Consider the following 24,086-nt stretch of genomic DNA (forward strand, 5'->3'; position numbering starts at 1 on the left):
TAAAAGATATGAGCAATACACAGCAACTTATTGAAATTGTTGCAGAAATTATAGAAATCGATGACGTTACGTTAGATACAGAGTTGAATGAGGACAATTGGGATTCACTGGCTGTTGTTACGTTTATTTCAGAAGCTGACAATGAATTTGATAAAGTGGTATCTCCTTCTGAAGTTAATAAGGTAACAAAAGTTGCTGATCTCCTAGAACTTATCAAATAAACAAAGAGGCACCTAGATGCTAACTATCAAGAACGTAGGTATTTCGGCGGTGGCTACTTCAGTGCCTAGAGAGTGTGTCAATAATTACGATTTATCTGAAAGGTATGGTGAGTCGGAGATTAAAAAACTCATTTCAAGTATTGGAGTTGAGGAAAGACGTATTTCGAACAAGACGATCACCAGCGCAGATCTATGTTTAGATGCAGCTAGGAATCTCTTTGATGTTACATTGATAGCAGCCGAGGATATTCAGGCTGTTATCTTTGTATCACAGACATCTGAATATCAACTTCCTGCTACAGCTTGTATTTTACAAGATAAGCTAAAGATTCCGACATCTGCTCTCGCTTTCGATATTAATATGGGATGTTCTGGTTATGTATATGGGTTGCAAGTAGCATCGAGCCTCGTAAGTACTGGCCTTAAACATGTTTTGTTATTAGTAGGCGATACAATTAGCAAGATAGTCAAGCCTGGCGATAGGAGTACAGAGCTTCTTTTTGGTGATGCGGGTACAGCAACATTAGTTTCGTTTGATCCAGATTCAGAATTGGCTTTCAAACTTGGTACCGATGGCGCGGGCTTTAATCATATTATTGCTAAACAACCTATCCTATCTAATCCATTAAAAGGAAGAGCTGATCATTATTCGTTTTTAGAAATGGATGGTGGAGAGGTGTTTTCTTTTACACTTAAAACCGTTCCGAGGTTGGTCAACGGTTTTTTGGCTGAACTAGAGTTAACGCCCGATCAAGTTGATAATTGTTTTTACCATCAAGCAAATCACTTTATGTTAAAGCATTTATTGAAGAAGTCGAAGTTTAACCCTAGTCAAGTTCCCATTTCTATTGATAAATATGGTAATACCAGTGGAGCATCGATTCCAGTGACATTGTGTGCAGTTCCCTGTAGCGCGTATGAAAGTACTCTTCTGGTAGGCTTTGGTGTTGGGCTATCATGGGGTGCTGCTTTCTGTGACTTATCACACACAAAGATATTGCCAATCAAAGAGTTATCAAAAAATGAATAGCATTCTAAAAAACAAAACGGTGATGATTACAGGTGCTTCTTCTGGTATAGGTAGAGCGACGGCGCAAATCTTTAGCGAACAAGGTGCTCGTGTAATCGCAGTTGGCAGAAGCAAGATACGTCTAGCACAAACTGTCGAATCTCTTTATGGTGATAGCCACATTTCTTTTGAATGTGAGTTGTCTGAGCCTAATTCAGTAGAGAGTATGTTTAAAGAGGTATGTGCTGTTGTTGGGGAGTTAGATGCCGTTGTGCATTGTGCTGGTATTCAGAAAACATTACCTTTGCAGGCTCTCAAAGAAATTGATTTCGACCAAGTATTTGATACAAATGTTAAGTCAGCTCAATTTATAGCAAAATCTTATAGAAAGAGAAATAGGCACAATAACCAAGGTAGCTCTCTCATTTATCTAAGTTCTGTTGCTGCTGTATGCGGAGAACCGGCTATTTCTACTTACTCAGCCTCAAAAGCAGCACTACAAGGTTTAAGTAAATCTATAGCGTCAGAACTAGCAAGAAATAAGATTCGTGTGAATTGTATAGCTCCAGGGGTTGTGAAAACGGAAATGGCAGAACAACTTTTTTCACAATTGACAATGGAGCAATATGAAGTAATAAAAAATAAACACATGATTGGCTTAGGCACTCCAGAAGATGTAGCAAATGCTGCGCTGTACCTTGCTAGCGACTTATCTAAGTGGGTCACTGGAACTACTTTATATGTAGATGGAGGTTATAGTGCCCAATAAAGCCACTATTAAAGGAATTGCTTCATATATCCCAGAAGTTAGCTTAACAAATGAGCAGTTAGCATGCGAATACCCAGAATGGAGCATTGATAAAATATTCAAAAAAACAGGTATTAAATCTCGCCCGATTGCAAGTGAAACTGATACGTGTTCATCAATGGCAGTAAGTGCTTCTAGAAAGCTATTTGATAAGCTTAATATTGAATCTGCCAGCATCGATTATGTCTTACTTTGTACGCAAAGCCCTGATTATAAACTACCTACAACCGCATGTATTGTTCAGAGTAAGTTGGGGGTACCAACTCATGCTGGAGCATTGGATTTTAATTTGGGTTGCTCAGGTTATGTTTACGGTTTAAGCCTTGCTAAAGGCTTAATCGAATCAGGGCAGTGCGCTAGAGTACTTCTTATTACTTCTGAGTTATATTCTCGTTATATTAATAAGCAAGATAAAAGCGTTCGAACATTATTTGGAGATGCTGCAACAGCAACTTTAATCGAAGGAGTTGAATCTGAAGAAGAGCTGCTTTCTGGGTTTGTATTCGGAAGTGATGGTTCGGGTGATAAAAATTTGATTGTACCGCACGGTGGTAGTGCGACACCGATACAGTCGGATTCGTATCAAGAGAGAACAGATTCTAGCGGTAATTTACGAGCTCCAGCAGACTTATATATGAATGGTGCGGAAATACTCACCTTTACATTAAGGTCGGTTCCAAAATTAGTGAACAGTGTTTTGAAAAAAGCTAATTTAGAAATTGATGATGTTGATAAAGTGGTTTTCCATCAAGCAAATAAGTTTATGTTGGAAAAGCTTAGAAAGAAAACAAAATTTACTGAAGAGCAGTTTCTTGTATCTTATGAGAACTATGGCAATACGGTATCTTCAACCATACCGCTAGGTTTAGAACTTGCTCAGAATGAAGGTAAATTAAGTAGTGGTGATAATGTGTTAGTTTGCGGATTTGGGGTGGGGTATTCTTGGGCTGGTTCAATTATTAAGTGGTCAAGCTATGCTTAATACAAAATTTTCTCCATGGCCTAGTTTCACTAAAGAAGAAGCGGATGTCGTAAGTAAGGTTGTACTTTCAAATAAAGTAAACTACTGGACAGGCCAAGAAGGTCGTGAATTTGAAAAAGAATTCGCGGCTTGGGCAGGCTGCGAGTACGCCATTGCATTAGGTAACGGCACCCTCGCGTTAGATGTCGCACTTAAAGCGTTAAGTGTCGGTGTGGGTGATGAAGTGATCACCACATCGCGCACTTTCTTAGCGTCTGCGTCATCCATCGTTACCTCGGGTGCAAGCCCAGTATTTGCTGATGTGGATTTAAATAGCCAAGCTATTACCGCAGAAACCATTGAAGCGGTGTTAACGCCAAAAACCAAAGCGGTAATTGTGGTTCATTTGGCAGGAATGCCCGCAGAAATGGATGCCATTATGGAGCTATCTGAAAAGCACGGTTTTAAAGTGATTGAAGATTGTGCTCAAGCACACGGCGCTAAATACAAAGGTCGCAGTGTCGGTACAATTGGTCATATTGGTGCGTGGTCTTTCTGCCAAGATAAGATCATGACCACAGGTGGTGAAGGTGGCATGGTAACGACGAATGACAAAGACTTATGGTCGTTTATGTGGTCTTACAAAGATCACGGCAAAAGCTATGACGCGATTTACAACCGTGAACACGAGCCGGGTTTTCGTTGGCTACATGAGAGCTTTGGCACCAACTGGCGTATGACAGAAATGCAAGCTGTGATAGGTCGTATACAGCTTACACGTATGGCAGACTGGACAGCAACGCGCCAAGCTTACGGTAAAGCAATCGATGACGCAGTGGCAGGGCTAAAAGTGGTGCGCCGTGTTCAAGTGCCAGAATACAGCGAGCATGCCCAATACAAACATTACTTGTTTGTTGAGTCCGAGCACTTAGCACAGGGCTGGACACGAGATAAAATAGTGGATGCCATTGTAGAATTAGGCGTTCCTGCTTTCCAAGGTAGCTGCTCTGAAGTGTATTTAGAAAAAGCGTTTGATGGTACACCATGGCGTCCAAAGCAGCGTTTGGTCAATGCAGTAGCACTAGGCGAAACCAGCTTAATGTTTTTGGTTCACCCTACATTAACAGCGCAAGAAATAGAAAAAACGTGCGACGTAATCACTAACGTGTTGCAACAAGCTCAGCGTTAATAATAACAGTAAGCTCTCCTTAAAATCGGCTCTGGTTTTGGCTTAATTCCAGAGTCGTCTTATTTTCAACCGTTACACTCTTAACCTCACAAGCTATTATCACTATAAAAAGTATTGTTGATGGTTTTAAAAATAAAATAATCAAATTCGTTGGCGAAGAGAAAATACTATGCAGCACCTCCATCTCGTATGGCAACTATCGCGTGCCAAGAAGCGATTGATCAGCGTTTTCATTGACGCTGTATTGATTTTTATATCGTTGCATTTGGCAATGTGGAGCCGGCTAGGTGATTTGAGTTATCTCAACAATACCGACTACGACATTCTTTCTGTTTTGCTCATTGTCACCACCGCTATTATTTTCACAAAGCTTGGTTTGTACCGAGCGGTGCTGCGTTATCTCACCTTTCATGCACTCTTTGTCGTGACCTTAGGGGCAACCCTATCTGCGATTGTGCTTGCGGTGCTCGCCTTTTACTTCCAAGAACAAGTCCCAAGAACCGTCCCTATCATCTACGGCGCATTTTTGGCGCTCTTCTGCGGCGCGCCACGCCTAATGGTGCGTTCACTGTTTGCTACCAGAAATACCCGCAGCAGCAAAGAAGTGGTGATTTACGGTGCAGGCTCGGGCGGTAGGCAGTTAGCGCTGGCACTAAGAAGCTCCGAGCAATACCGAGTTCGCGCCTTTATTGATGACGACAGAACCCTCACCAATACCGTCATACTGGGCTTGCCCGTTATCCCTATGGATGAAGCACACAGCTTAATCTTAAAACACGAAGTACAACAGATACTGTTAGCGGTACCAAGTGCGTCTAGGGCGCGTCGTAAGGTGATCATTGAAAAGCTCGCGCCACTGCCAGCAGAAGTCCTCACCGTGCCAGATATGCTAGATATTGTGTCAGGCAAAGCCACCATTGATGAGCTAAAAGACGTGCCGATTGAAGACTTACTAGGGCGAGACGCCGTGGCGCCACAATCGGTATTAATGGAGCAAAACATTCGTGATCAGGTTGTGATGGTCACGGGGGCCGGCGGTTCTATTGGCTCTGAGCTGTGTCGTCAAATTTTACTACAAAAGCCGAAGTCACTGATTTTATTTGAGCTGTCTGAATTTGGCTTGTATCAAATTGATCGCGAGTTAACCGAGGTTAATGACAGCGAAGGCTTAGGTGTGGCAATCATTCCATTGTTAGGCTCGGTTCAACGCTATCATCGCCTGCAAACGTCATTAGAAGCGTTTAAAGTGGATACCGTGTATCACGCCGCAGCCTATAAACACGTGCCTTTGGTAGAGTACAACGTCATAGAAGGCGTGCGAAACAATATTTATGGTACCTACTACACCGCCAAAGCCGCGATTGCTGCTAACGTAAAATCCTTTGTGCTCATTTCTACCGATAAAGCGGTGCGTCCAACTAATGTCATGGGTACCACCAAACGCATGGCCGAGCTGGGTCTACAGGCCTTGGCAGAAGAAGAAGCGAAGAAAGAAAATGGCACGCGGTTCTGCATGGTGCGCTTTGGTAATGTTCTGGGGTCCTCTGGCTCGGTGATTCCACTGTTTAAAAAGCAAATCGCCAATGGCGGGCCGCTCACAGTCACTCATGCCGACATCACCCGTTTCTTTATGACCATCCCAGAAGCCGCGCAGTTGGTGATTCAGGCCGGAGCCATGGGCAAGGGCGGCGATGTGTTTGTGTTAGACATGGGCGAGTCGGTCAAAATCACCGATTTAGCAAAAAACCTGATCAGCTTGTCAGGTATGGAAGTGAAAGATGCAGCAAACCCGAACGGTGACATAGAAATTCAGTACACAGGCTTAAGGCCGGGTGAAAAACTCTATGAAGAGCTACTTATAGGCGACAACGTTAGCCACACCGCGCACACGCGCATTATGACCGCCAAAGAAGTGCATTTACCACTTAAAGCTTATGATGCGCTGTTAGAGCGCTTAGACAGCGCCTGTCATGACATGGATCATGAACAGATCCGTCAATTGCTACTGGAAGCCCCCACTGGTTTCGCCCCGTCAGACGGCATTAGCGACAAGGTTTGGGTATCTAAACAAAGTACGCCACAAGATAACGTGATCAACTTTGATGAAAGTGTACAGGCGCAAAAAGCGTAATATCACGAGTAAGCCTTGAAGTCGGTTTTTCTATTTCTAACCAAAACAATTCAATACATCCAAAGGCAGCCTTTAATCGGGCTGCCTTTTTTATTTGAATTCTCGTAACTAAATTCACGGTGTCAGAGTCAATCGACTCTGACACCGTGAATTACCCCCTTATAAAATTGGGTAGTGCTGAAAGAGATCATGACATTTTAGTCACGATTAGGTAATTTAAGGCTCGATGTGGAATGACATGTGATTATTTGATTAGGTGGTGACGATGACCTCAAATCCAGAACGTTGGAAGCAACGATTACAGAATTTGATAAAAGCACAACACAGGCTTAATAGAGCATGTGCACAAGAGCATTACAATGAACTCGAGTTGGCAGGGCTTGTGCAAACGTTTGAATTTTCGTTTGAGTTAACCTGGAAAACACTAAAAGATTTGCTTGAGTTTGAAGGGTTTGATGTCGCTTCTCCGCGCAGCGTTATCCGCACGGCGCTTGAGGCTAAGCACCTATCTTCTGTACAATGTGAAACACTATTAGAGGCGCTAATAAAACGTAATCTGTTGTCACATACTTATGATGAAGAGAACGTATTGGAAGCTCAAAAGCTCATTTTGGACGCTTATTCTCCGGTGATTGCGCAGGTTACTCACTATCTCGAGGCGAAAAGTGGACAGTAACCATTCGTTTAATCCCTCTTCTATTGGTCTTAAACCACACCAGTATCAGTTAATAAGTGATGTCATTTTGGACAATGCGTTAGTCGTTCATGCGTGGGTGTTTGGCTCTAGGGCGATGGGTAATTACAAAGACAGTTCCGATATCGATATTGCGCTTGAGGGGGAGGCTATCTCTTTGAGTGTCATTGCGACATTGCAAGATCGTTTAGAGCAGTCATCATTGCCATTTAAAGTGGATTTATTAGTGAAACACAAGATTAGTTCTAAAGCCTTACTCACCCATATTGAAACGCATGGGCTTAAACTAAAGTAACGCTTTTGGTCGGTTGTGGGCCTCCCTTCAAGACATGGCGCACTGCCACGGTATTTCACGGTGCGTACGCCGTTGTCCGCTCACTCTTTATGTGAGTCATTGTAACTCCATCTTCTTGAGTGCTCTTTCACTCGCAAACATTGACTAGCTTCGCGCTAATACCCGGTTTTTTCCTATGCTTTCTAGATGTTTAGAGCAGATATATAGAGCAATAGGAAGCGGCATGCTATTCATAACCAACCGAATTCCCATCCAATCTGCGCGTTCTAGAAAGAACCGCCCCATTTCGTTTAATGCGCAAAATACCGATATCTCTAAATGGCTTTATTTCTGTGAGCGGTGCGGGAAGGGGAGTGTCAGCGCCGATGTAAAAATGACCCACTAACGCCGATTTAAAATTGACCCACCTGAGGCAAACTATCCGTTCGTAAATGGACAAAGCGGCGGATTATGATCAATCAGGAGCAACTAGTGGAAATACACGTTTTACATCAGCAAGGGCAAAGCATCCGCCGCATCGCGAGAGATTTAGGTATCTCAAGGAATACCGTTCGCACTTATCTTCGAGACAGAAGTAAAGAGTCTGTGTATCCCGAGCGGCAATCTCGACCAACCAAATTACAGCCTTACCACGACTACTTGCGCACCCGCATTGAAGTCGCAAAACCTTATTGGATACCAGCAACTGTCTTACTTCGTGAAGTCAGATTGCTCGGCTACGAAGGTGGTATAACGATGCTCAAGGAGCACATCAAACAATACAAACCCAGCACGCCTGTCGACCCTGTGGTTCGATTCGAGACACAGCCTGGCGAGCAGATGCAAGTCGACTTCACGACCATCACGCATTACGGCGTACGTGTTAAAGCCTTCGTTGCTACGCTTGGTTATAGCAGAGCGACCTTCGTTCGCTTTTGTGAGCGAGAGCGTCAAGAAGACTGGGTTGACGGTCTTGAAGAAGCGTTTGAATACTTCGGTGGCGTTCCCAAAGAAGTTCTCTTCGATAATGCGAAAGCCATCATGATAGAACGAGATGCTTACGGGGAAGGCAAACACCGATGGAACTCTATGCTGCTCAATTCCGCCAATAAATACAACTTCAAACCAAGAGCTTGCCGCCCTTATCGCGCAAAGACCAAAGGGAAAGTGGAGCGATTTAACTCTTACTTGAAAAGTAGCTTCGTCACCCCGCTTGCAGCGACACTCAAACAACACGGACTTAAAGTCACCGTCGATGTTCTTAATGGACATATCGGCGCGTGGTTAGAAACCGTCGCTCACCAGAGAATGCACGGCACGACAGGCACGAAGCCTCAAGTTCTTCTAGAGAAAGAGCGCTTTACACTTCAGCCCCTCCCGTCACCGACACGCCCACTGGCACTACTAACAATGAGTGATAATGTCATGCCAGTTGAGAGCTTCCAACATCCGCTATCAATGTATGACGCGTTGTTGGAGGTGCGAGTATGAACCTTCAAATGAATCGTATTAAAGCGGCCTGTGCAGCGCTGAAGTTACAAGCTATCGGTCAGGAGTGGCCGACACTGGCGGAAACAGCCAACCGTCGCGAACTGAGTCTAGCTGATTACTTAGAGTCACTTCTCAACGCTGAGTTGGAAACACGAGCGGAACGCACAAGAGCCACACTAACTAAGTTCGCCAGCTTCCCAATGGAAAAAACGTTCGATGATTATGACTTCAAGTTCGCAACAGGTGCCCCAAGGAAACAGCTAAAGGAGCTAACAGGGTTGGCGTTCATCGAGCGAAAAGAAAACGTAGTACTACTTGGTCCAAGTGGCGTCGGCAAGAGTCATCTAGCGGTTAGCCTTGGTCAAATAGCAGTACAAAAAGGCTTAAAAACACGGTTCATCACAGCAGCAGACTTAATGCTTCAACTGTCTACGGCGAAAGCTCAGGGCAAACTTGAAAGCTACTTGAGACGAAGCGTGCTTGCGCCCAAGCTCCTTATCGTTGATGAAATCGGGTATCTACCGTTCGGCAGAGAAGAAGCGAACCTGTTCTTCAACGTCATCGCTAAACGATACGAGCAAGGCAGCATTATCGTAACCAGTAACTTGCCGTTCTCTCAATGGTCGAATGCGTTCGCTGACGATACAACACTAACGGCGGCATTACTGGATAGGCTTCTTCATCACTCACACATCGTACAAATCAGCGGAGAAAGCTATCGATTACGAGGAAAAAAGGCGGCTGGAACCATACCAACTGTACTAGAAAATCTATCTGAAAGTAGAAGTTAATTACGTGGGTGGGTCAGTTTTACTTCGGCGATAACGTCGATAAGTGGGTCAATTTTAAACTGGCGTTGACAGGGTTACATGTAATGCTCGTACGTGAGTAGTTGTAGTGGTCTTTGGGTGGTTGGAATGCTTGAATGTTCTTTCCTGATTGCCAGTCTTTGAAGTTATTTGCAACTTTCTCATAGTTTATTTTCTTGCTGGAATCTTTTTGCTTTCGACAAATCTCGTATAGGTATGAAATATGACGTTTTTGCGTAAACAAGCTTTTAATCGCTGTTCGTAGGGATAAGTAGTAGTCTTTGTAAAAGGCATAAGGTGCTCTTTTAGCGATGTTTTTAATTTTTGTCAGCTTCGGCTTTCCTGTCGTTACAACGATCATTGAAAACTCTGAAACTCCGAGTTGAGGCATAGGCTTTTCTCCAGCTTTGGTTAATTCGTGTACAATGCTATTCCTGTATAAATAAACATGCAATATCTCCATGTGAACTTTGGGGTATTACATTTTGTTTCATTGTATTTTGTGAACTAAAAATCAACATATAGTGCTCTTCGTGCTTAAATTATCTATATATGGTAAAGCGTGCAGCTAACAAATTGCTCAAGCAGACAGCTAACGCTCGGCGATTTTGGTTTGGTTGAGTTTAGTGATTACGGTGGTTTTGCTTGGGGGTGGTGTTCGTTAGCTGCAACTTAGCAAGGCGTTAGCTTTATTTTTAAACTTGGTTAGGTGAAAATGATTAAAGAAATAACAAACTCTATAAAAGCAGCATTATATCAGAGGGTTAGTAGCCCACTTTATGGTACTTATATTTGTTCCTGGGCTATCTACAACTGGGAGCTGGTTCTGCCATTAATTTTTGGAACCAAAAATTTTGATGACAGGCTTGCTGACTTCAAAATAGGTCTATCTCCTGACGCTACAGGTTTTGAGTACAATACAGTTTTAGTGCCTTTATTGATTACAGCAACATTACTTGCAATTCAACCTTTGCTGCAGCGTTTCATATTCATCTACACAGAATGGAATAGAAGCGAAGGACTGAAAAAGCGAGATCAGTACTCAAGTGAAACGATGTTAACTTTAGAACAAAGTAACGAATTGAGAGCATCAGTACAAAAAATTCAACAATTCCACCAAGAAGTACTGAAGAATAAAGAAGAGGAAATTAGCGAGTATAAACGTCAACTTGACTCTAAAGATAACTCTTTTAATTCAGTTACTGATAGCAACTTGAAACTAATTGAAGAGAAAACTGAATTAGAAAGCGATAAATCGGAATTGTCCGTCGCATTAGCGACAGCTGAGGGAGAAGTTTCTCAACTAAAGTCTAAATATCAAAGATTAAGCAAGTTGTTCACAAAGTCTCGACAGGCAAAAAGGAACGTTATTCAACGTATCAACTCAAATGGTTGGTACGTCAATCAACGAGTTATCGATGAATTGCCTCAGCTTTTTGTACTAGAAGGTAACGTTTCAGAATCTAAGCGAGCTAAATATCTGCAGAATATGAGACAAATATCTAGTTCACCTGATTGGTTATATGCTTGCAACGATATTGCAATTGATGGATTTTCAAAAGTCTGGAGCTTTAACATGGCTGATAGTTATTTTAGTGAACTAATACATCCTAATCTTGCAACTTTCAATGACGAACAGATTCGCCACCTCATAAGAGTTATGGAGAGCAATGGGCAGATTAGTGACCGAAATAGGGCTGAAACGGATATGAAGATAGTAAGAGCAACCTTAGATTCAAGGGCAGCATAAAGCTAACAATAAATTTAAGTAGATTCGTAACGCTCGGCATTTTTGCTTTGAATCAGCTTCGGTGTTTACGGCACAATGGTTTAGGTGGGTGGTAGCGTTACTCACTACTTAATTTGGCGTTATGCCTCAGGAGCGGGAAGCAATGCAAGGATATAAAGTAGGCACAAACAATGAAGATCTCGACTTTGAATTTATCTATAAATTCATTTCAAGTAGTTATTGGGCTTCTGAGATTCCAAGAGAAACTTTGAAAAAAGCGATATCAAACTCTTTTTGTTTTGGCCTTTTTACTGACACTGGCAATCAAGTTGGCTTTGCTCGACTCATAACAGATAGAGCGACATTCGCTTATCTTGCTGATGTATTTATTGAAGATAGTCATAGAGGCAAAGGTCTGAGCAAGTTGCTAGTGCAAACAATAGTTGAGCACTCTGATGTAAAGGGACTCCGCAGGATGGTTTTAGCTACTAGGGATGCTCACGGACTCTATGCTCAATTCGGGTTTAGACCGGTAGAAAATCCAGAGATATTAATGCAAATCTGGCAACCGAATGTCTATCGTGACCAAGAGGCATAACAAGGCGCTCAAGTCGACAGCTAACGTTTGGCATTTTTAGTTTGGTTAAGTTTAGTGATTACGGTGGTTAGGTTGAGTACAGTATTGTGTTAGCTGCAACTTAGCTTAGCGTTATATTTTTCTTTAAGTACGGGTGAATAATGGCTCAGGGAAATAATAAGAAAGCACTCAGTAAGAGAGTACGCAAAGGGAATAAAGGTTTTCCCATAGCTACCGTTGCTTTCTATGGTCCTGACAATAAAACGGCAACAAAGCTTGTCTGCGCAATTATTCCTTATGACGGTGCAGAGCCGGAGCCAATGAAAAAATGGTTCAAGGCGACAGATATTCGTAAAGATGAGCTGATTTTAAAAGAAGTACTGATATTTATTGATGACAACGGCGCACAAACGGTAAGTATGGTCGAGGATATTATTGGCTGCCCTCACGAGGAAGGTATCGATTACCCCAAAGGTGGACATTGTCCGCAATGTTCGTACTGGAAAGGTAAGGATCGCTTTTCAGGTACTATATCGCACTGAAAAATATAACAAGTGCTTTAAGTGGATTCGTAACGCTTGGCAATTTTGGTGTAACTGTCGGCTTATGTGTTTAGGGTGGTCAATTTAGGTTTGGTGGTGCGTTACTCACCACTTAAGCAGGCGTTATAAAGCAAATGGAGTTCATACGTTGGAAATGGATATTTTCGTAGTTGATGCGTTTACAGATCAACAGTTTAAAGGTAATTCAGCAGCAGTGGTTCCTATCGAGGATTGGCTTCCTGATGAGCTAATGCAAAATATAGCAGCTGAAAACAACTTATCAGAGACAGCATACATAAAAAATGTCAGTGCTAATCAGTATGAGATTCGCTGGTTTTCCCCGCTGACTGAAATTGATTTCTGCGGTCATGCGACGTTAGCATCTGCCCATGTATTGTTTAATGAGTTTGGTGTTGAACACCAAATTGAGTTCATAACAAAAGAAGTCGGAAACTTAAATGTTATTCTTAATGCACAGAATGAAATTGAAATGACATTTCCCAACCAGAAGCCAGAGGTTGTTAGTACAACCCCGATACAACTACTGAATGGACTATCTAATGAGCCGATAGAGGTTCTTAAAAACAGGCAAGCCTACTTTGCTGTCTTTGCGAGTGAACAAGAAGTTTTGGACATCACTTATGTCTCTGAACGATTGAAACAGCTTGCACCGTTAGATGTAGTGGTAACCGCTAAATCTGATAAATATGATTTCGTATCTCGTTATTTTTGGCCAGCAAACGGTGGAGATGAAGACCCTGTTACAGGTTCCATTCATTCTGGCTTGGCTCCTTATTGGGCTGAAAAATTGGATAAAGCCGATCTAGTTGCTTACCAAGCGTCGAAAAGAAGTGGTGTACTGAAGTGCTGCGTTTCAGACAAGACTGTTGTTATTTCAGGCAAAGGTGTTCTTTATCTAAAAGGCAAAATTAACGTTTAGTGGAAACCTGATTTATAACAAACGCTTCAAGTCGATTCGTAACGCTCGGCACTTTTGGTGTTAATTTAGGGTTATGTGATTACGGTGCCCAATCTAAGTTCGGTAGTGCGTTACTCACGACTTAAGCGGGCGTTATACGCTTTTACGGAAATAGATAATGAATGAGCACGAAGAAATAGAAAAAAGCATCATTGTTTCATTGATGAAGTCAGCTTTAGCATCAGGCGAGATTGACACTTCTGGGTTAACGGAAGAAGAAGTTGAAGCTAAATGTATGGAACATTTGAAAAGGTTAGCAGACAGTGAAGAAGAGTGGGAATTTATTATAGATCACCGTCCTGACTTGATTAAGCAGGCTAAAGATCACTTTGAGTCTGGACAGTATGAATTAAGTACAGTTCTCTATGCTATGTGGTTGGAGCATTGGATTAATGGTATTTATCACCAAATTTGTTACCGTAAAGGTTTATCTAATTCTGACTATAAAGAAATGATCCGAAGCCTAAATATGAGAGCGAAAACAGGCTGGTTTCTGAAAATGTTGGACTTGCCTCCTCTCGATAATGAAATGCTTAAAATCTTCAATAAAGTCATCGAATCACGTAACTCTTTTGTTCACTACAAGTGGCAACCTCAAGGTGAGTTGTCCCGTGAAGAGCGTTTGGAATCTGAAAGAGATTCGTTAGAGGAAATTGATACTCTGATTGGTTATTTAGTTGAATATGAAACGGATAATGTCTTTTACGGGTACCAATTAGAACGCGTATAACAAAGCATTTAAGAGTGATTCGCAACGCTTGGCAGTTTCGCTTCGCTCAAGTATAGCCAAGCGCCGCTCACACCTTAATGCGGCGTTAGTYGCACTTAGAAATTTAGTGGTCAAATCATTGTCCCTTTAGCTATTCAGCGACAAGCCCCACTGCTTAATTTTCTTTCCGGTGGCAGCGTGAAAGCGTCATTCGCTTTAGCCATCGAGGTTTCGCGGCACTGCTTTTTGTGTCCGTCCGTGAGCAACGAAAGTAACATCTTCCTTAACCCGTTTTTCAGTGACTTCGGTGGTTTCTTTTTCGCGCCAACTCACGTTAATCGAAAGATGTCAGTTCTGTCAGCTATCAAGTACGGCGTGGTGATAGTAATTTGGTTTACAGCAACCAATGAGCATCTTTGGTGCAAATAAAAGAATAGGGGCGTAGGCAACTAACAAACTACTCAAGTGGACGCCATAAGCTTGGCGGTTTTGGTTTGAAGTTTAGTGCGCTTGGCAAGTTAGTCGTTAGCGCCACTTAGCAGGGCGTTAGGCTTTAGGGAGACAATATGAAACCAAGCATGGTTGCTTTACATTCGCATTGGTTAAATGCAGATGCTGTAAAAGTCGTTAGCAACACCGATATTCCGGTAGATGAGAGCTTTCCTATCGAGATCCAAAAATTATCTCAGCTACATTCGTCTTTTCGTCGGATTTGTGTTTTCTATTCTTTATTGTACGTTGTAGTAGAAGGTTATCGAGAGCTGAATAGTTCCGATGAGAAAGTTGATTCATTACTGGAAGCGGTAGATTTTGTTGATGCTTTGCGGCTTTTTCGAAATGCTACATTTCACTATCAAAAAACGCCAATTTCAGAAAAAGCGATGAAATTTCTGGAAACAGATAACAGTGAACTATGGATCCAAGAGCTCCATAGTTCCTTTCGTCAGTATTTTGAAAAACAGCTACTAATAGAAGAAACAATGGCGAAACTAAAAGCCTAACAAGGCGCTTAAATTGACAGCTAACGCTTGGCATTTTTGGTTTGGTTGAGTTTAGTGATTACGGTGGTTAGATTGAGTGCGGTGTTGCGTTAGCTGCAACTTAGCTTAGCGTTATGTCTATGTAATTCAACAAAAACTTTGCGTTTAAAAATTTGATGGTATTATGGCGCACATAGATGCATAACAGAGTTTTTTATGAAGGATATAACCGGTGTCGAATCAGCATTAGAAAGTGTTTTCTCTTGGCTTTTTTTGGCGTCTATTTCAATTATCACATCCGGATGGTTTCTTGCCCATCCAATATCTCAAACCATTGCAACAGACCAAAAGTTCGTGATCAACCTGCTTGTTCTAAAAATTCAAGCGACAGGTAGTCAAGTAATTCTAGGGTTTGGTGGGTTCATAATCACAACTCTTTTATCCGGAGCAGTTGCAGGTGAGTGGATATACGAATTGGTAAAAACTAGTTTCGGTATTGACCCCGGACAGTTTAAGTCAATCTGTATGTTTAGTTCTTTTTTGACGGTTGCGTGGTCATTTTTCTTCTTTATCATTCATTACTGGTTCAATATGAACGGTTCAGATTTTGTAGATGACAAAAAGCAATACGCAGACCTTTTAGGAAGGCTGTCTCGCTCGCAAGGAGAAAACGATGGAAAATAAAAGTTGTAAAACTATCGCTGTCGTTAGCGGCAAAGGTGGTAGTGGCAAAACCATGCTGACTGCGACAATAGCTAAAATTTTAGATGAGTCTGGTTCATCTGTATTGCTAATCGATGCCGATTTTGGTACTGCAGGTCTAACTTACTATTTAGGACTTAATGAAGTTTCTAATATTAGCGTAGGGCTCACAAACTTATTCTCAACCCTAGAAAAGACGGCTCTCCCTTACGAAAAAGTGATTGAGCCACTGAAAAGTTATAATAGTACTGACTTTATAGGTGTGGGAGATCATAGAAGGTATAAAGAAAATGGAGAAAGTGATTTTTTCCATGATTATTTCGAACAGTTTATTACCCAAATTAAGCAAGAGAAGGGGTATGACTATATTATAGTGGACTGTCGTGGTGGTATTGACGATGAGTCCCTTACTGTTTGTAAGTCATCAGATGAGATTATTATAGTAGCAGAGACTGATACGACTTCTTTCCAGGCTACACAGTATTTAGTTGATACACTATACGACAATGGGGTCTCAGATAAATTAAGCGGCTTTTTTGTCAATAAAGTATTTGATGATCCATCTATACTTATAAGAAACGGAGTTGTTAGTTTCAAGACAAGATGTCTATCCTCAATACCATTTGATCTTGATGCAATAAAAAGCTTTATTGTGGGAGAAGTTCCTAAAATCACTAGTGTTTATACCAGTCAAATTTGGCAGGGGCTGAAAGAAATTGAATTGTTTGAGGGTATTGCAAAGCCACCTCTTCGCAAATTAGATAGTAAGCAGTTTTCTATTTTCAGCTTTAGAGATCGAAATATAAGTCTCGGCTCATATTTTGTGTCATCTAGCTTATTTTTATTAGTTTGCTCAGTGGTCTTTGGGTTGGCTACTAATGGAGACGCAAACCCTGAGACACTATCTATTTTAGTATTGTGCTTGGTTCTATCGGTAGCAAGTATTTCAGATGGGATTAAAAAAGGAATTGGTCGAACTCTGTCGTCTATTTTTTCCTTAATCTCCACTAAAAAATAGACATAACAAACTGTTTAAGAGTGATTCGCAACGCGTGGCATTTTTACCATGCGTTGCGTTTAGTGTTTAAGGTGGTATGCGGCGGCATTGGTATTGCGTTGCTCACACCTTAACAGGGCGTTATGTTCTCTTGGCAATGTTAAAGCTGAAGCGAACTTATTGATATGTAAGTTAATGATATTGAGGAGATTAAGTAGTGTGCGTTCAATCCATGAATGGTTTGCGTAATCTCAGGCTTAACACTGGCGATTAATAAAATTGCAGCCATCGGAAGCATCGCAGCAGACTGAGCGTGAATAATGAGTGTTTCCAACTCTATTCCTTTTAGCGACAGTTCATTGAACCAAAGAAGTCGAGCGCATGCCGTGCAAGCACACCCAATAGAGCTAATGTGAACAATGCTACTTAATCCCATGTTTCCCTTTACCTTGCGACACAAGTTATTTTAATAGGTTTTACCTATCAATTAATTGGGATAATAGCATTTAACTTTAACTAATGTCTATTGGAATTGTCATTTCAATAGTCTTTACCTATCAAAAACTACGAACATAACAAACTGTTCAAGAGGGATTCGCAACGCGTGGCATTTTCACTATGCGTTGGTTTTGGCGTTTAAGGTGGTCTGCGGCTGCTTCAGTATTGCGTTGCTCACCCCTTAACAGGGCGTTAGTTGCACTTAGAAATTTAGTGGTCAAATCATTGTCCCTTCAGCTATGCAGCGACAAGCCCCACTGCTTAACTTTCTTTCCGGTGGCAGCGCGAAAGAGTCATTCGCTTTAACAATCGAGGTTTCGCGGAACTGCTTTTTGTATCCGTCTGTGAGCAACGGAAGTGACATCTTCCTCACCCCGTTTTTCAGTGACTTCGGTGATGCCTTTTTCGCACCAACTCGCATTAATCGAAAGATGTCAGTTCTGTCAGCTATCAAGTATGGCTTGGTGGTAGTAATTTAGTTTGCGGTAAGCAATTAGCATCTTGGTGAAAATAAGAGATTAGGGGCGTAGGCAACTAACAAACTACTCAAGTGGACGCCATAAGCTTGGCGGTTTTGGTTTGAAGTTAAGTGCGCTTGGTAAGTTAATCGTTAGCGCCACTTAGCAGGGCGTTAGCACTCAGAGGAGAAACAGGATGTTTATCGCAGTCTATGAGTTTGAAATTCGTGATGGAACGGAATCAAGGTTTCGCGAAGCATGGCTTGAAGTAACAAAGTCAATCTACCAGCATTGTGGCAGCTTTGGTTCTCGTCTTCATCGTTCAGACAAGCCAAATGTAATGGTAGGTTATGCCCAATGGCCAAGTCGTGATCAATGGGAAAAAGACCATCAATTCACAAATAAACTCTTCGAGATCTCACGTAAGGAAATGCGTGAGTGTCTAGTTAAATCAAATACTGTTTATAAACTTGAAGTTAGTGATGACTTCCTACAAACCTCGCTGGCAGTAGAGTGCTAACAAACTGCTCAAGTGGACGCGTAACGTATCGCGGTTTTGGTTTGAAATTATGAGTGTTTGGTAAAGTTCGTCGTCAGCGCCACTTAGCAGGGCGTTATGCAAATGGAGATTTAATGAAAATCATAGATCGCGTTAAATTTGTTTTGAGTGAAGAAGCAAAAGCTATCCAATCTGTACATGTTAATGACTCCTTCGAAGAAGTAGTAAAACTAGTCGCAGACTGCTCTAGTAAGGTAGTTACAACAGGTATAGGAAAGGCTGGTCATATTGCTCACAAGTTTTCAGTCACGTTAAGTTCTACCGGTTCTCCTTCGGTGTTTCTTCATCCTGCTGAAGCTGCACATGGAGATTTGGGGATTATTAGTCCCAACGATATATTAATAGCGTTTTCTACTAGTGGTAAATCACGAGAAGTTATTGAAATATTGGAGCTAGCTAGGCATTTGGGTGTAACGCATATAGTTGGTGTAACCTCTCATCCAGACTCAGAGTTGAGAAAGCATTGTGAATATGTGTTGGACATGGGAGTTCATAAGGAAGCTTGTCCATTGGATCTCACTCCGACCACTACAATCGCTGTAATGTTAGCAATGAGTGATGCAATAGCGATCGCTGCAATGGAAGTGAACGGGTTCACAAAAGAAGAATATGGATTAAGGCATCACGGTGGTTACTTGGGAAGAAAGGCACGTACGGACAATCAACCAAATTAGCATAACAAGCGCTTCAAGTTGATTCGTAACGCTTGGCGGTTTTGGTGTTAATTTTGGTTTGGGTGATTACGGTTTAAAATTTGGCTTCAGTGATGCGTAACTCACAACTTAAGCAGGCGTTATGTTTCAACGAGGAAATGATGGAATATCAAGGAAGTTGTCATTGTGGAGAAGTTCAGTTTTCAGTTGAAGCTCCCGAAGTTATTGAGGCTGACTTATGCAATTGCTCAATATGTAAAAAGTCAGGCTTTCTTCATTTGATAGTACCTAACTCGAAATTTTCTTTGTTGAAGGGACAGGATTGTTTAAGTACTTACACGTTTAATACGAATGTCGCTAAGCACTTTTTCTGTACCACATGTGGTTGTAAGCCTTTCTACATTCCGCGCTCAAACCCCGATGGAGTGGACGTGAATATCAATTGTATCGACACTCCAATTYCAAAGGTTGTGGTATCGGAGTTCGACGGGAGAGAGTGGGAGCAACATGCCCACAAACTCGCCCACAAGAGCAAAGAAACATAACAAATTGTTCAAGCAGACAGCTAACAGTCGGCGATTTTGGTTTGGTTGAGTTTAGTGATTACGGTGGCTTTGTTTGGGTGTGGTGGCAGTTAGCTGCTACTTAACAAGGCGTTAGCTTTCACGGTTTAGTTTATTGGTGTACGGGTTCATCGTTCTAGCTTTACACCTGTTCTTTAGTGGTAACCTCACATCTCTCGTGTGCTTTTTCTTTGCTACTGAGTTATTTACGCTTAATTGAAAATTGGCGTATGTGGCTGTTGGCTTAGTGGCAAACTTTGAGTTGCCTCTGAGTTTCGTCAACTCAGGCTACGAATTTTTGGACAGTTCAACTCTGTCCCGTCATGTTGGTCAGTGGTTTTGAGGGGAGAGCGTTACTTCAACATCTTGGTGAGCAACGCAGGCATTATCGCACGAAAAAGCTAACAAACTGCTCAAGTGGACGCCATAAGCTTGGCGGTTTTGGTTTGAAGTTAAGTGCGCTTGGTAAGTCAATCGTTAGCGCCACTTAACAGGGCGTTAGTTGCACTTAGAAATTTAGTGGTCAAATCATTGTCCCTTCAGCTATGCAGCGACAAGCCCCACTGCTTAACTTTCTTTCCGGTGGCAGCGCGAAAGAGTCATTCGCTTTAACAATCGAGGTTTCGCGGCACTGCTTTTTTTGTCCGTCCGTGGGCAACGAAAGTCACATCTTCCTCAACCCGTTTTTCAGTGACTTCGGTGGGGTCTTTTTCGCGCCAACTCGCATTTATCGAAATATGTCAGTTCTGTCAGCTATCAAGCACGGCGTGGTGATAGTAATTTAGTTTGCGGCAAGCAATGAGCATCTTGGCGCAAATAAAAGAATAGGGGCGTAGGCAACTAACAAACTACTCAAGTGGACGCCATAAGCTTGGCGGTTTTGGTTTGAAGTTAAGTGCGCTTGATAAGTTAATCGTTAGCGCCACTTAGCAGGGCGTTAGAAATTATCGGGTGACTATGGACGAATATCTAAAAATTGGGGCAACTATCATTGCTGCTCTTGGTGGAAGTGGTGCCATTATTCTTGGGTTGGCAAATTATTTAGGAAAAATTTGGGCAAACCGTTTAATGGTAAAAGAAAAAGCCGAACATGATCGAGAGCTGGAGAAGCTGAGAACTGAGTTACATCAGGATAGCCAGAAAAATTTAGCCAAACTCCATAGTGAAATCGAAGTTTATAAACAAACCCAACTCAGAGAACACAATGATAAGTTATTGATCTATAGAGCTACGATTGACTTGGTAGCCACAATGCTCGCAAAAGTGGAAATGATCGTTCTTAGAAATAAGCAACAGCTAACAGCTCAAGAAGCCGAACAGTTCGAGACAGAGCGTCTAAAGATTTATGGGTATCTTGCAATGATAGCGCCACAAGAGGTGATGGATGCAAATGATTTGTTCATAGATCAGCTATTAGCTGTTGTATTCGATGGTAAGTCTGTGAGTTGGGAAGTTATTAGGTCTAATGCTCTAAACTTGACCAATGCAATGCGCAAAGACATTGGTATCGACAAGGCTGAAGTGTCATATAACGGTGAAAGATAATTCTAACAAATTGTTCAAGCAGACAGCTAACGTTTGGCGATTTTGGTTTGGTTGGGTTTGGTGATTACGGTGGCTTTGTTTGATTGTAGTGGTAGTTTAGCTGCTGCTTAACAAGGCGTTAAGTTTACATTTTGGATTCAGTGGTTGTGATAGAAAAAACTAAAATTAAAAGTAGGCAAAAAATGCAAATATCATCTTTATCTTTTGGTAAAGATGAGCTTCGTCGATTTTGCGATATCCTACAAGAAAGAGCCAATGCTGCTGCAGAAATCGAAGCTTTCTTATTTCTGCAAAATGACCAAACTCAAGAGGAATATGAGAATAACCTCGGAACTCTGCGTGAGTCCTTTACCTTAAAAGTTACGATTGCTGGGACAAATGGTGAAGAGTTATGGGGCACAATTAGTGAAGTATTTGATTCAGTAAACTTTCCTGAAAACGTTAAGTCACTTTACGTAGATAGTCAGTCAACACTGAAGCATGTACATAACTACTATCCTCACAACTATTTTGTTGTATTTCTTGATTTCTCAAAACCTAAGGTGCTCGATTTCTCTTTACTTCCGAGTTACGGAACTCCAAACGAGTCTAATCTTGAAGTTAGTGGTTACGATGCTACTTGGGTTAACGGTGTGTTTAGCGAGCTAAAAAACTACATAAGCTCAAAATCCTCAACACTTTCAGTTGTTCATCGACATAGCATTTATGATGTATTGTTGTGGTTCATGGGATTCCCATTATCGTTCTGGGTTTGTAGTCGATTTAGTCCGAATATTGAGAACATGCAAATATCAAGTGTGTTTTTTGAAAGCGCACTTTACATGTATTCATTTGTGGCAACGCTCTTTGTCTTCAGGCTATTGTTTCATTACTTACGTTGGGTTTGCCCGTTAGTTGAATTCCGCTCAGCAAACAACAAAATGTTGATGCACCGTGCGATATTTGGTGTTCTGTCGGTAGGGTGGTTTGGGCAGTTCGCATACGATTTGGTTAAGTGGATTATGTAAACTTAACAAACGCTTCAACTTGACTGCCAACCTATTGCATTTTTGGTTCAGTTTGGCTTGTGTGATTACGGTGGTCAGTTTAGATGTGGTGCAGTTGGCAGCAAGTTAAGCGGGCGTTAACTGTACTTCCCGGCTTCGTAATTGCTTTGGCTTAATTATCTATTTTTGGTTGGTGGTTAATTGATATTCGTATTAAAGAGGTCATGGATGAAAAGACGTTTATTATTGGTTTCTATCTTTGGTTCAATATTAGCTGGTTGTGCGACTAAGTATGTTGAGCCAACTCATACTGATAGTTTAGCGGAACTGACTATGGAGGCGGACGGGGCTGGAGCTGTCCTAGCTGGAATACAGATCAGGTTCTGGCATGTCGAGAATGCGGGTAAATGCGATATGTGGGAGATTGAAGGCGATCGAACTCTCATGCACACTATAGAAATTGGTGGGTTAGCAGGCTTTGACGGCAATGAAGAGCGGAAGACCTTACCGATTGTTGCGGAAGTCAAATCAAGTTTTTTGGTTACAGCTACATCAGGCAGTTTAATGTGTGGGGTTATATCTGATTTTGTTCCCAAAATGGGCAAGAGTTATATCTTGAAATTTGATGGGGCTCTGCAAGCAGTTAGTCAATCTTATTGTAATATCGAACTAACGACAGATAACGATAAACCAGTTGAGTTATTCAATTCTCACCTATGTTTTAAACCGCATTAAGCACACAGTTAACAAACTGCTCAAGTGGACGCGTAACGTATCGCGGTTTTGGCTTGAGATTATGAGTGTTTGGTATAGTTAGTCGTCAGCGCCACTTAGCAGGGCGTTAGGCTACAAGCAGAATTTGCATAATAAGGAAAAATAAATTGAGAGAGTGGAACTATTCTCGTAGAGACGAAAAACTTAGCGAAATTCAGACCAAGGTAAATGACTACTTGGTTATTGCTGGAATAAGTAAGAATGAACAATTAGCAAAACAGATAGTTGACAACTATGTGAAAGTCACTCCCCCAGAGAAAGAGCGCCATCTTATGCATATGATCACAATGGATCATATAAGTGGGCGTAATGGAGGAAAGAGTGTAAAGCTAGGCAATATTCGTCTGAATATGAGAAATCTTATTGAAGCAATCTCTGCCGGCGTATTCACTACTCTATCAGTCAATGATCAACAGTGGGCGATACCATTCGCAGCTGTTTTACTCTGGAATAGTTTATGGAAAAACTTAGAAGTTGAGCTAACTCCATCTGAAGTCGTTGTTTTAGTCACTCTACATAAAGTTGCAGAGAAGAAAGTAGTCAACTTACCTGAGCGAGATTTACTGGAACGAGTAAATCAAAGAATGGATATGTATGAAATGCCTCAACTTTCTAGTAAAGATTTAAAATTTGCACTTAAGCAGCTTTCAGCCATCAACTCTATAGATCTAAACTCGGATGGCAGTATCTTTGCCAAGGAATGGATTCAGGTCAACTATAAGTAGCCTAACAAAGCGTTTAAGACAGATTCCCAACGCTTGGCATTTTCAGTTTGCTTTAAATTTAGTGTTTACGGCACAATACTTTAAGTTCGGTGGTCTGCGTTGCTCACTACTTAACGCGGCGTTATGTGGCAGGAGGCTACGTGCAGTTCACATTTAGGGAAACAACACCAAGCGATAAGGATTTTTCAAATCTAGTCGCAGAGTTGAGTTCAGAACTTAGAGCTCTTACTTCAGACTCTGGCGAGAGTTCATTCCATGCGGATTCTTTTAGTTTGGGTACTGATATTTGTTTAGTCATCTATCAAAGTAAAAAAGCCGTTGCATGCGGTTCATTTCGCAAGCACGACAGTGAAACTTGTGAGTTGAAGCGAATGTACTCAAAGTACCGAGGAGCGGGTAGTTATCTAATCACCCAGCTTGAGAGTTGTGCAGTGATTAAAGGTTACAAGCGCTCAGTACTTTCAACACGCAAGGTTAATGATAATGCAGTGTGTTTCTACGAGCGACATGGTTACTCAAAAGT

Annotated in this window: 27 protein-coding genes; 26 read left to right on the forward strand and 1 reads right to left on the reverse strand. The window is 41.7% G+C overall.

Annotated features, from left to right (window positions below):
- Positions 1–8: 8 nt before the first annotated feature.
- The 10 genes from L4D74_RS00095 to istB all read left to right on the forward strand — a co-directional run bounded on the left by L4D74_RS00095 (position 9) and on the right by istB (position 9,569).
- Positions 9–221, forward strand: a complete 213-nt coding sequence (locus tag L4D74_RS00095; protein WP_428750197.1) for a phosphopantetheine-binding protein — start codon at positions 9–11, stop codon at positions 219–221.
- Between the two features lie 16 nt (positions 222–237).
- The gene (locus tag L4D74_RS00100; RefSeq protein ID WP_428750198.1) at positions 238–1,251 is read left to right on the forward strand and encodes a 3-oxoacyl-ACP synthase III family protein; all 1,014 of its coding nucleotides are present in this window, start codon (positions 238–240) and stop codon (positions 1,249–1,251) included.
- Complete coding sequence (locus tag L4D74_RS00105; RefSeq protein WP_428750199.1) at positions 1,244–1,999, forward strand: SDR family NAD(P)-dependent oxidoreductase; 756 nt, start codon at positions 1,244–1,246, stop codon at positions 1,997–1,999. Before L4D74_RS00100 ends, L4D74_RS00105 begins: the two co-directional genes overlap by 8 nt.
- The gene (locus tag L4D74_RS00110; protein ID WP_428750200.1) at positions 1,989–3,020 is read left to right on the forward strand and encodes a 3-oxoacyl-ACP synthase III family protein; all 1,032 of its coding nucleotides are present in this window, start codon (positions 1,989–1,991) and stop codon (positions 3,018–3,020) included. Before L4D74_RS00105 ends, L4D74_RS00110 begins: the two co-directional genes overlap by 11 nt.
- Complete coding sequence (locus tag L4D74_RS00115) at positions 3,013–4,188, forward strand: DegT/DnrJ/EryC1/StrS family aminotransferase (protein WP_428750201.1); 1,176 nt, start codon at positions 3,013–3,015, stop codon at positions 4,186–4,188. Before L4D74_RS00110 ends, L4D74_RS00115 begins: the two co-directional genes overlap by 8 nt.
- A gap of 169 nt (positions 4,189–4,357) precedes the next feature.
- Positions 4,358–6,319 carry a polysaccharide biosynthesis protein gene (locus tag L4D74_RS00120; protein WP_428750202.1) on the forward strand — a complete coding sequence of 654 codons (1,962 nt, stop codon included), beginning with the start codon at positions 4,358–4,360 and terminating at the stop codon, positions 6,317–6,319.
- A 265-nt stretch (positions 6,320–6,584) separates the two neighbouring features.
- Entirely contained in the window at positions 6,585–6,995 is a 411-nt protein-coding gene (locus L4D74_RS00125) for an HI0074 family nucleotidyltransferase substrate-binding subunit (protein WP_428750203.1), read from the forward strand.
- Entirely contained in the window at positions 6,985–7,308 is a 324-nt protein-coding gene (locus tag L4D74_RS00130; protein ID WP_428750204.1) for a nucleotidyltransferase family protein, read from the forward strand. Before L4D74_RS00125 ends, L4D74_RS00130 begins: the two co-directional genes overlap by 11 nt.
- Before the next feature lie 450 nt (positions 7,309–7,758).
- Entirely contained in the window at positions 7,759–8,778 is a 1,020-nt protein-coding gene (istA, locus tag L4D74_RS00135) for an IS21 family transposase (RefSeq protein WP_428750205.1), read from the forward strand.
- On the forward strand, positions 8,775–9,569 hold the full coding sequence (istB, locus tag L4D74_RS00140; RefSeq protein ID WP_428750206.1) for an IS21-like element helper ATPase IstB: 795 nt from the start codon (positions 8,775–8,777) through the stop codon (positions 9,567–9,569). The genes istA and istB overlap by 4 nt, the downstream gene beginning before the upstream one ends.
- A gap of 19 nt (positions 9,570–9,588) precedes the next feature.
- Here istB and L4D74_RS00145 read toward each other — a convergent pair whose 3' ends face one another.
- Entirely contained in the window at positions 9,589–9,978 is a 390-nt protein-coding gene (locus tag L4D74_RS00145) for a hypothetical protein (protein ID WP_428750207.1), read from the reverse strand.
- Positions 9,979–10,302: 324 nt separating this feature from the next.
- Here L4D74_RS00145 and L4D74_RS00150 point away from each other — a divergent pair, with 324 nt between their 5' ends.
- The 16 genes from L4D74_RS00150 to L4D74_RS00225 form a co-directional block, all read left to right on the forward strand.
- Entirely contained in the window at positions 10,303–11,337 is a 1,035-nt protein-coding gene (locus L4D74_RS00150) for a hypothetical protein (protein WP_428750208.1), read from the forward strand.
- 142 nt (positions 11,338–11,479) lie between these two features.
- Entirely contained in the window at positions 11,480–11,914 is a 435-nt protein-coding gene (locus L4D74_RS00155) for a GNAT family N-acetyltransferase (protein WP_428750209.1), read from the forward strand.
- 140 nt (positions 11,915–12,054) lie between these two features.
- Complete coding sequence (locus L4D74_RS00160; RefSeq protein WP_428750210.1) at positions 12,055–12,435, forward strand: hypothetical protein; 381 nt, start codon at positions 12,055–12,057, stop codon at positions 12,433–12,435.
- A 148-nt stretch (positions 12,436–12,583) separates the two neighbouring features.
- Positions 12,584–13,375 carry a PhzF family phenazine biosynthesis protein gene (locus L4D74_RS00165; RefSeq protein WP_428750211.1) on the forward strand — a complete coding sequence of 264 codons (792 nt, stop codon included), beginning with the start codon at positions 12,584–12,586 and terminating at the stop codon, positions 13,373–13,375.
- A 157-nt stretch (positions 13,376–13,532) separates the two neighbouring features.
- Positions 13,533–14,144: a hypothetical protein gene (locus L4D74_RS00170; RefSeq protein ID WP_428750212.1), complete on the forward strand. Its 612-nt coding sequence runs from the start codon at positions 13,533–13,535 to the stop codon at positions 14,142–14,144.
- Positions 14,145–14,689: 545 nt separating this feature from the next.
- Positions 14,690–15,124 carry a hypothetical protein gene (locus L4D74_RS00175; RefSeq protein WP_428750213.1) on the forward strand — a complete coding sequence of 145 codons (435 nt, stop codon included), beginning with the start codon at positions 14,690–14,692 and terminating at the stop codon, positions 15,122–15,124.
- Between the two features lie 195 nt (positions 15,125–15,319).
- Positions 15,320–15,787 (forward strand): hypothetical protein, encoded by a 468-nt coding sequence (locus L4D74_RS00180; protein WP_068864866.1) that lies wholly within the window; start codon positions 15,320–15,322, stop codon positions 15,785–15,787.
- On the forward strand, positions 15,777–16,823 hold the full coding sequence (locus L4D74_RS00185) for a ParA family protein (RefSeq protein ID WP_068864868.1): 1,047 nt from the start codon (positions 15,777–15,779) through the stop codon (positions 16,821–16,823). The genes L4D74_RS00180 and L4D74_RS00185 overlap by 11 nt, the downstream gene beginning before the upstream one ends.
- Positions 16,824–17,954: 1,131 nt before the next feature.
- On the forward strand, positions 17,955–18,278 hold the full coding sequence (locus L4D74_RS00190) for an antibiotic biosynthesis monooxygenase family protein (RefSeq protein ID WP_428750214.1): 324 nt from the start codon (positions 17,955–17,957) through the stop codon (positions 18,276–18,278).
- 113 nt (positions 18,279–18,391) lie between these two features.
- Positions 18,392–18,991, forward strand: a complete 600-nt coding sequence (locus tag L4D74_RS00195; RefSeq protein WP_428750215.1) for a KpsF/GutQ family sugar-phosphate isomerase — start codon at positions 18,392–18,394, stop codon at positions 18,989–18,991.
- A gap of 140 nt (positions 18,992–19,131) precedes the next feature.
- On the forward strand, positions 19,132–19,515 hold the full coding sequence (locus tag L4D74_RS00200; protein ID WP_428750222.1) for a GFA family protein: 384 nt from the start codon (positions 19,132–19,134) through the stop codon (positions 19,513–19,515).
- 975 nt (positions 19,516–20,490) lie between these two features.
- A complete protein-coding gene (locus L4D74_RS00205) occupies positions 20,491–21,078 on the forward strand; it encodes a hypothetical protein (RefSeq protein ID WP_428750216.1) in 588 nt (195 codons plus the stop codon).
- A gap of 182 nt (positions 21,079–21,260) precedes the next feature.
- The gene (locus L4D74_RS00210) at positions 21,261–22,085 is read left to right on the forward strand and encodes a hypothetical protein (RefSeq protein WP_428750217.1); all 825 of its coding nucleotides are present in this window, start codon (positions 21,261–21,263) and stop codon (positions 22,083–22,085) included.
- A gap of 207 nt (positions 22,086–22,292) precedes the next feature.
- Positions 22,293–22,799: a hypothetical protein gene (locus tag L4D74_RS00215; protein ID WP_428750218.1), complete on the forward strand. Its 507-nt coding sequence runs from the start codon at positions 22,293–22,295 to the stop codon at positions 22,797–22,799.
- Between the two features lie 146 nt (positions 22,800–22,945).
- Positions 22,946–23,563 carry a hypothetical protein gene (locus L4D74_RS00220; protein ID WP_428750219.1) on the forward strand — a complete coding sequence of 206 codons (618 nt, stop codon included), beginning with the start codon at positions 22,946–22,948 and terminating at the stop codon, positions 23,561–23,563.
- Positions 23,564–23,703: 140 nt separating this feature from the next.
- Positions 23,704–24,086: GNAT family N-acetyltransferase (locus tag L4D74_RS00225; protein WP_428750220.1), on the forward strand; the 383-nt coding region annotated here is incomplete at its 3' end.

It is taken from the genome of Vibrio cionasavignyae, assembly GCF_050337155.1.
GTDB lineage: Bacteria > Pseudomonadota > Gammaproteobacteria > Enterobacterales > Vibrionaceae > Vibrio > Vibrio nomapromontoriensis.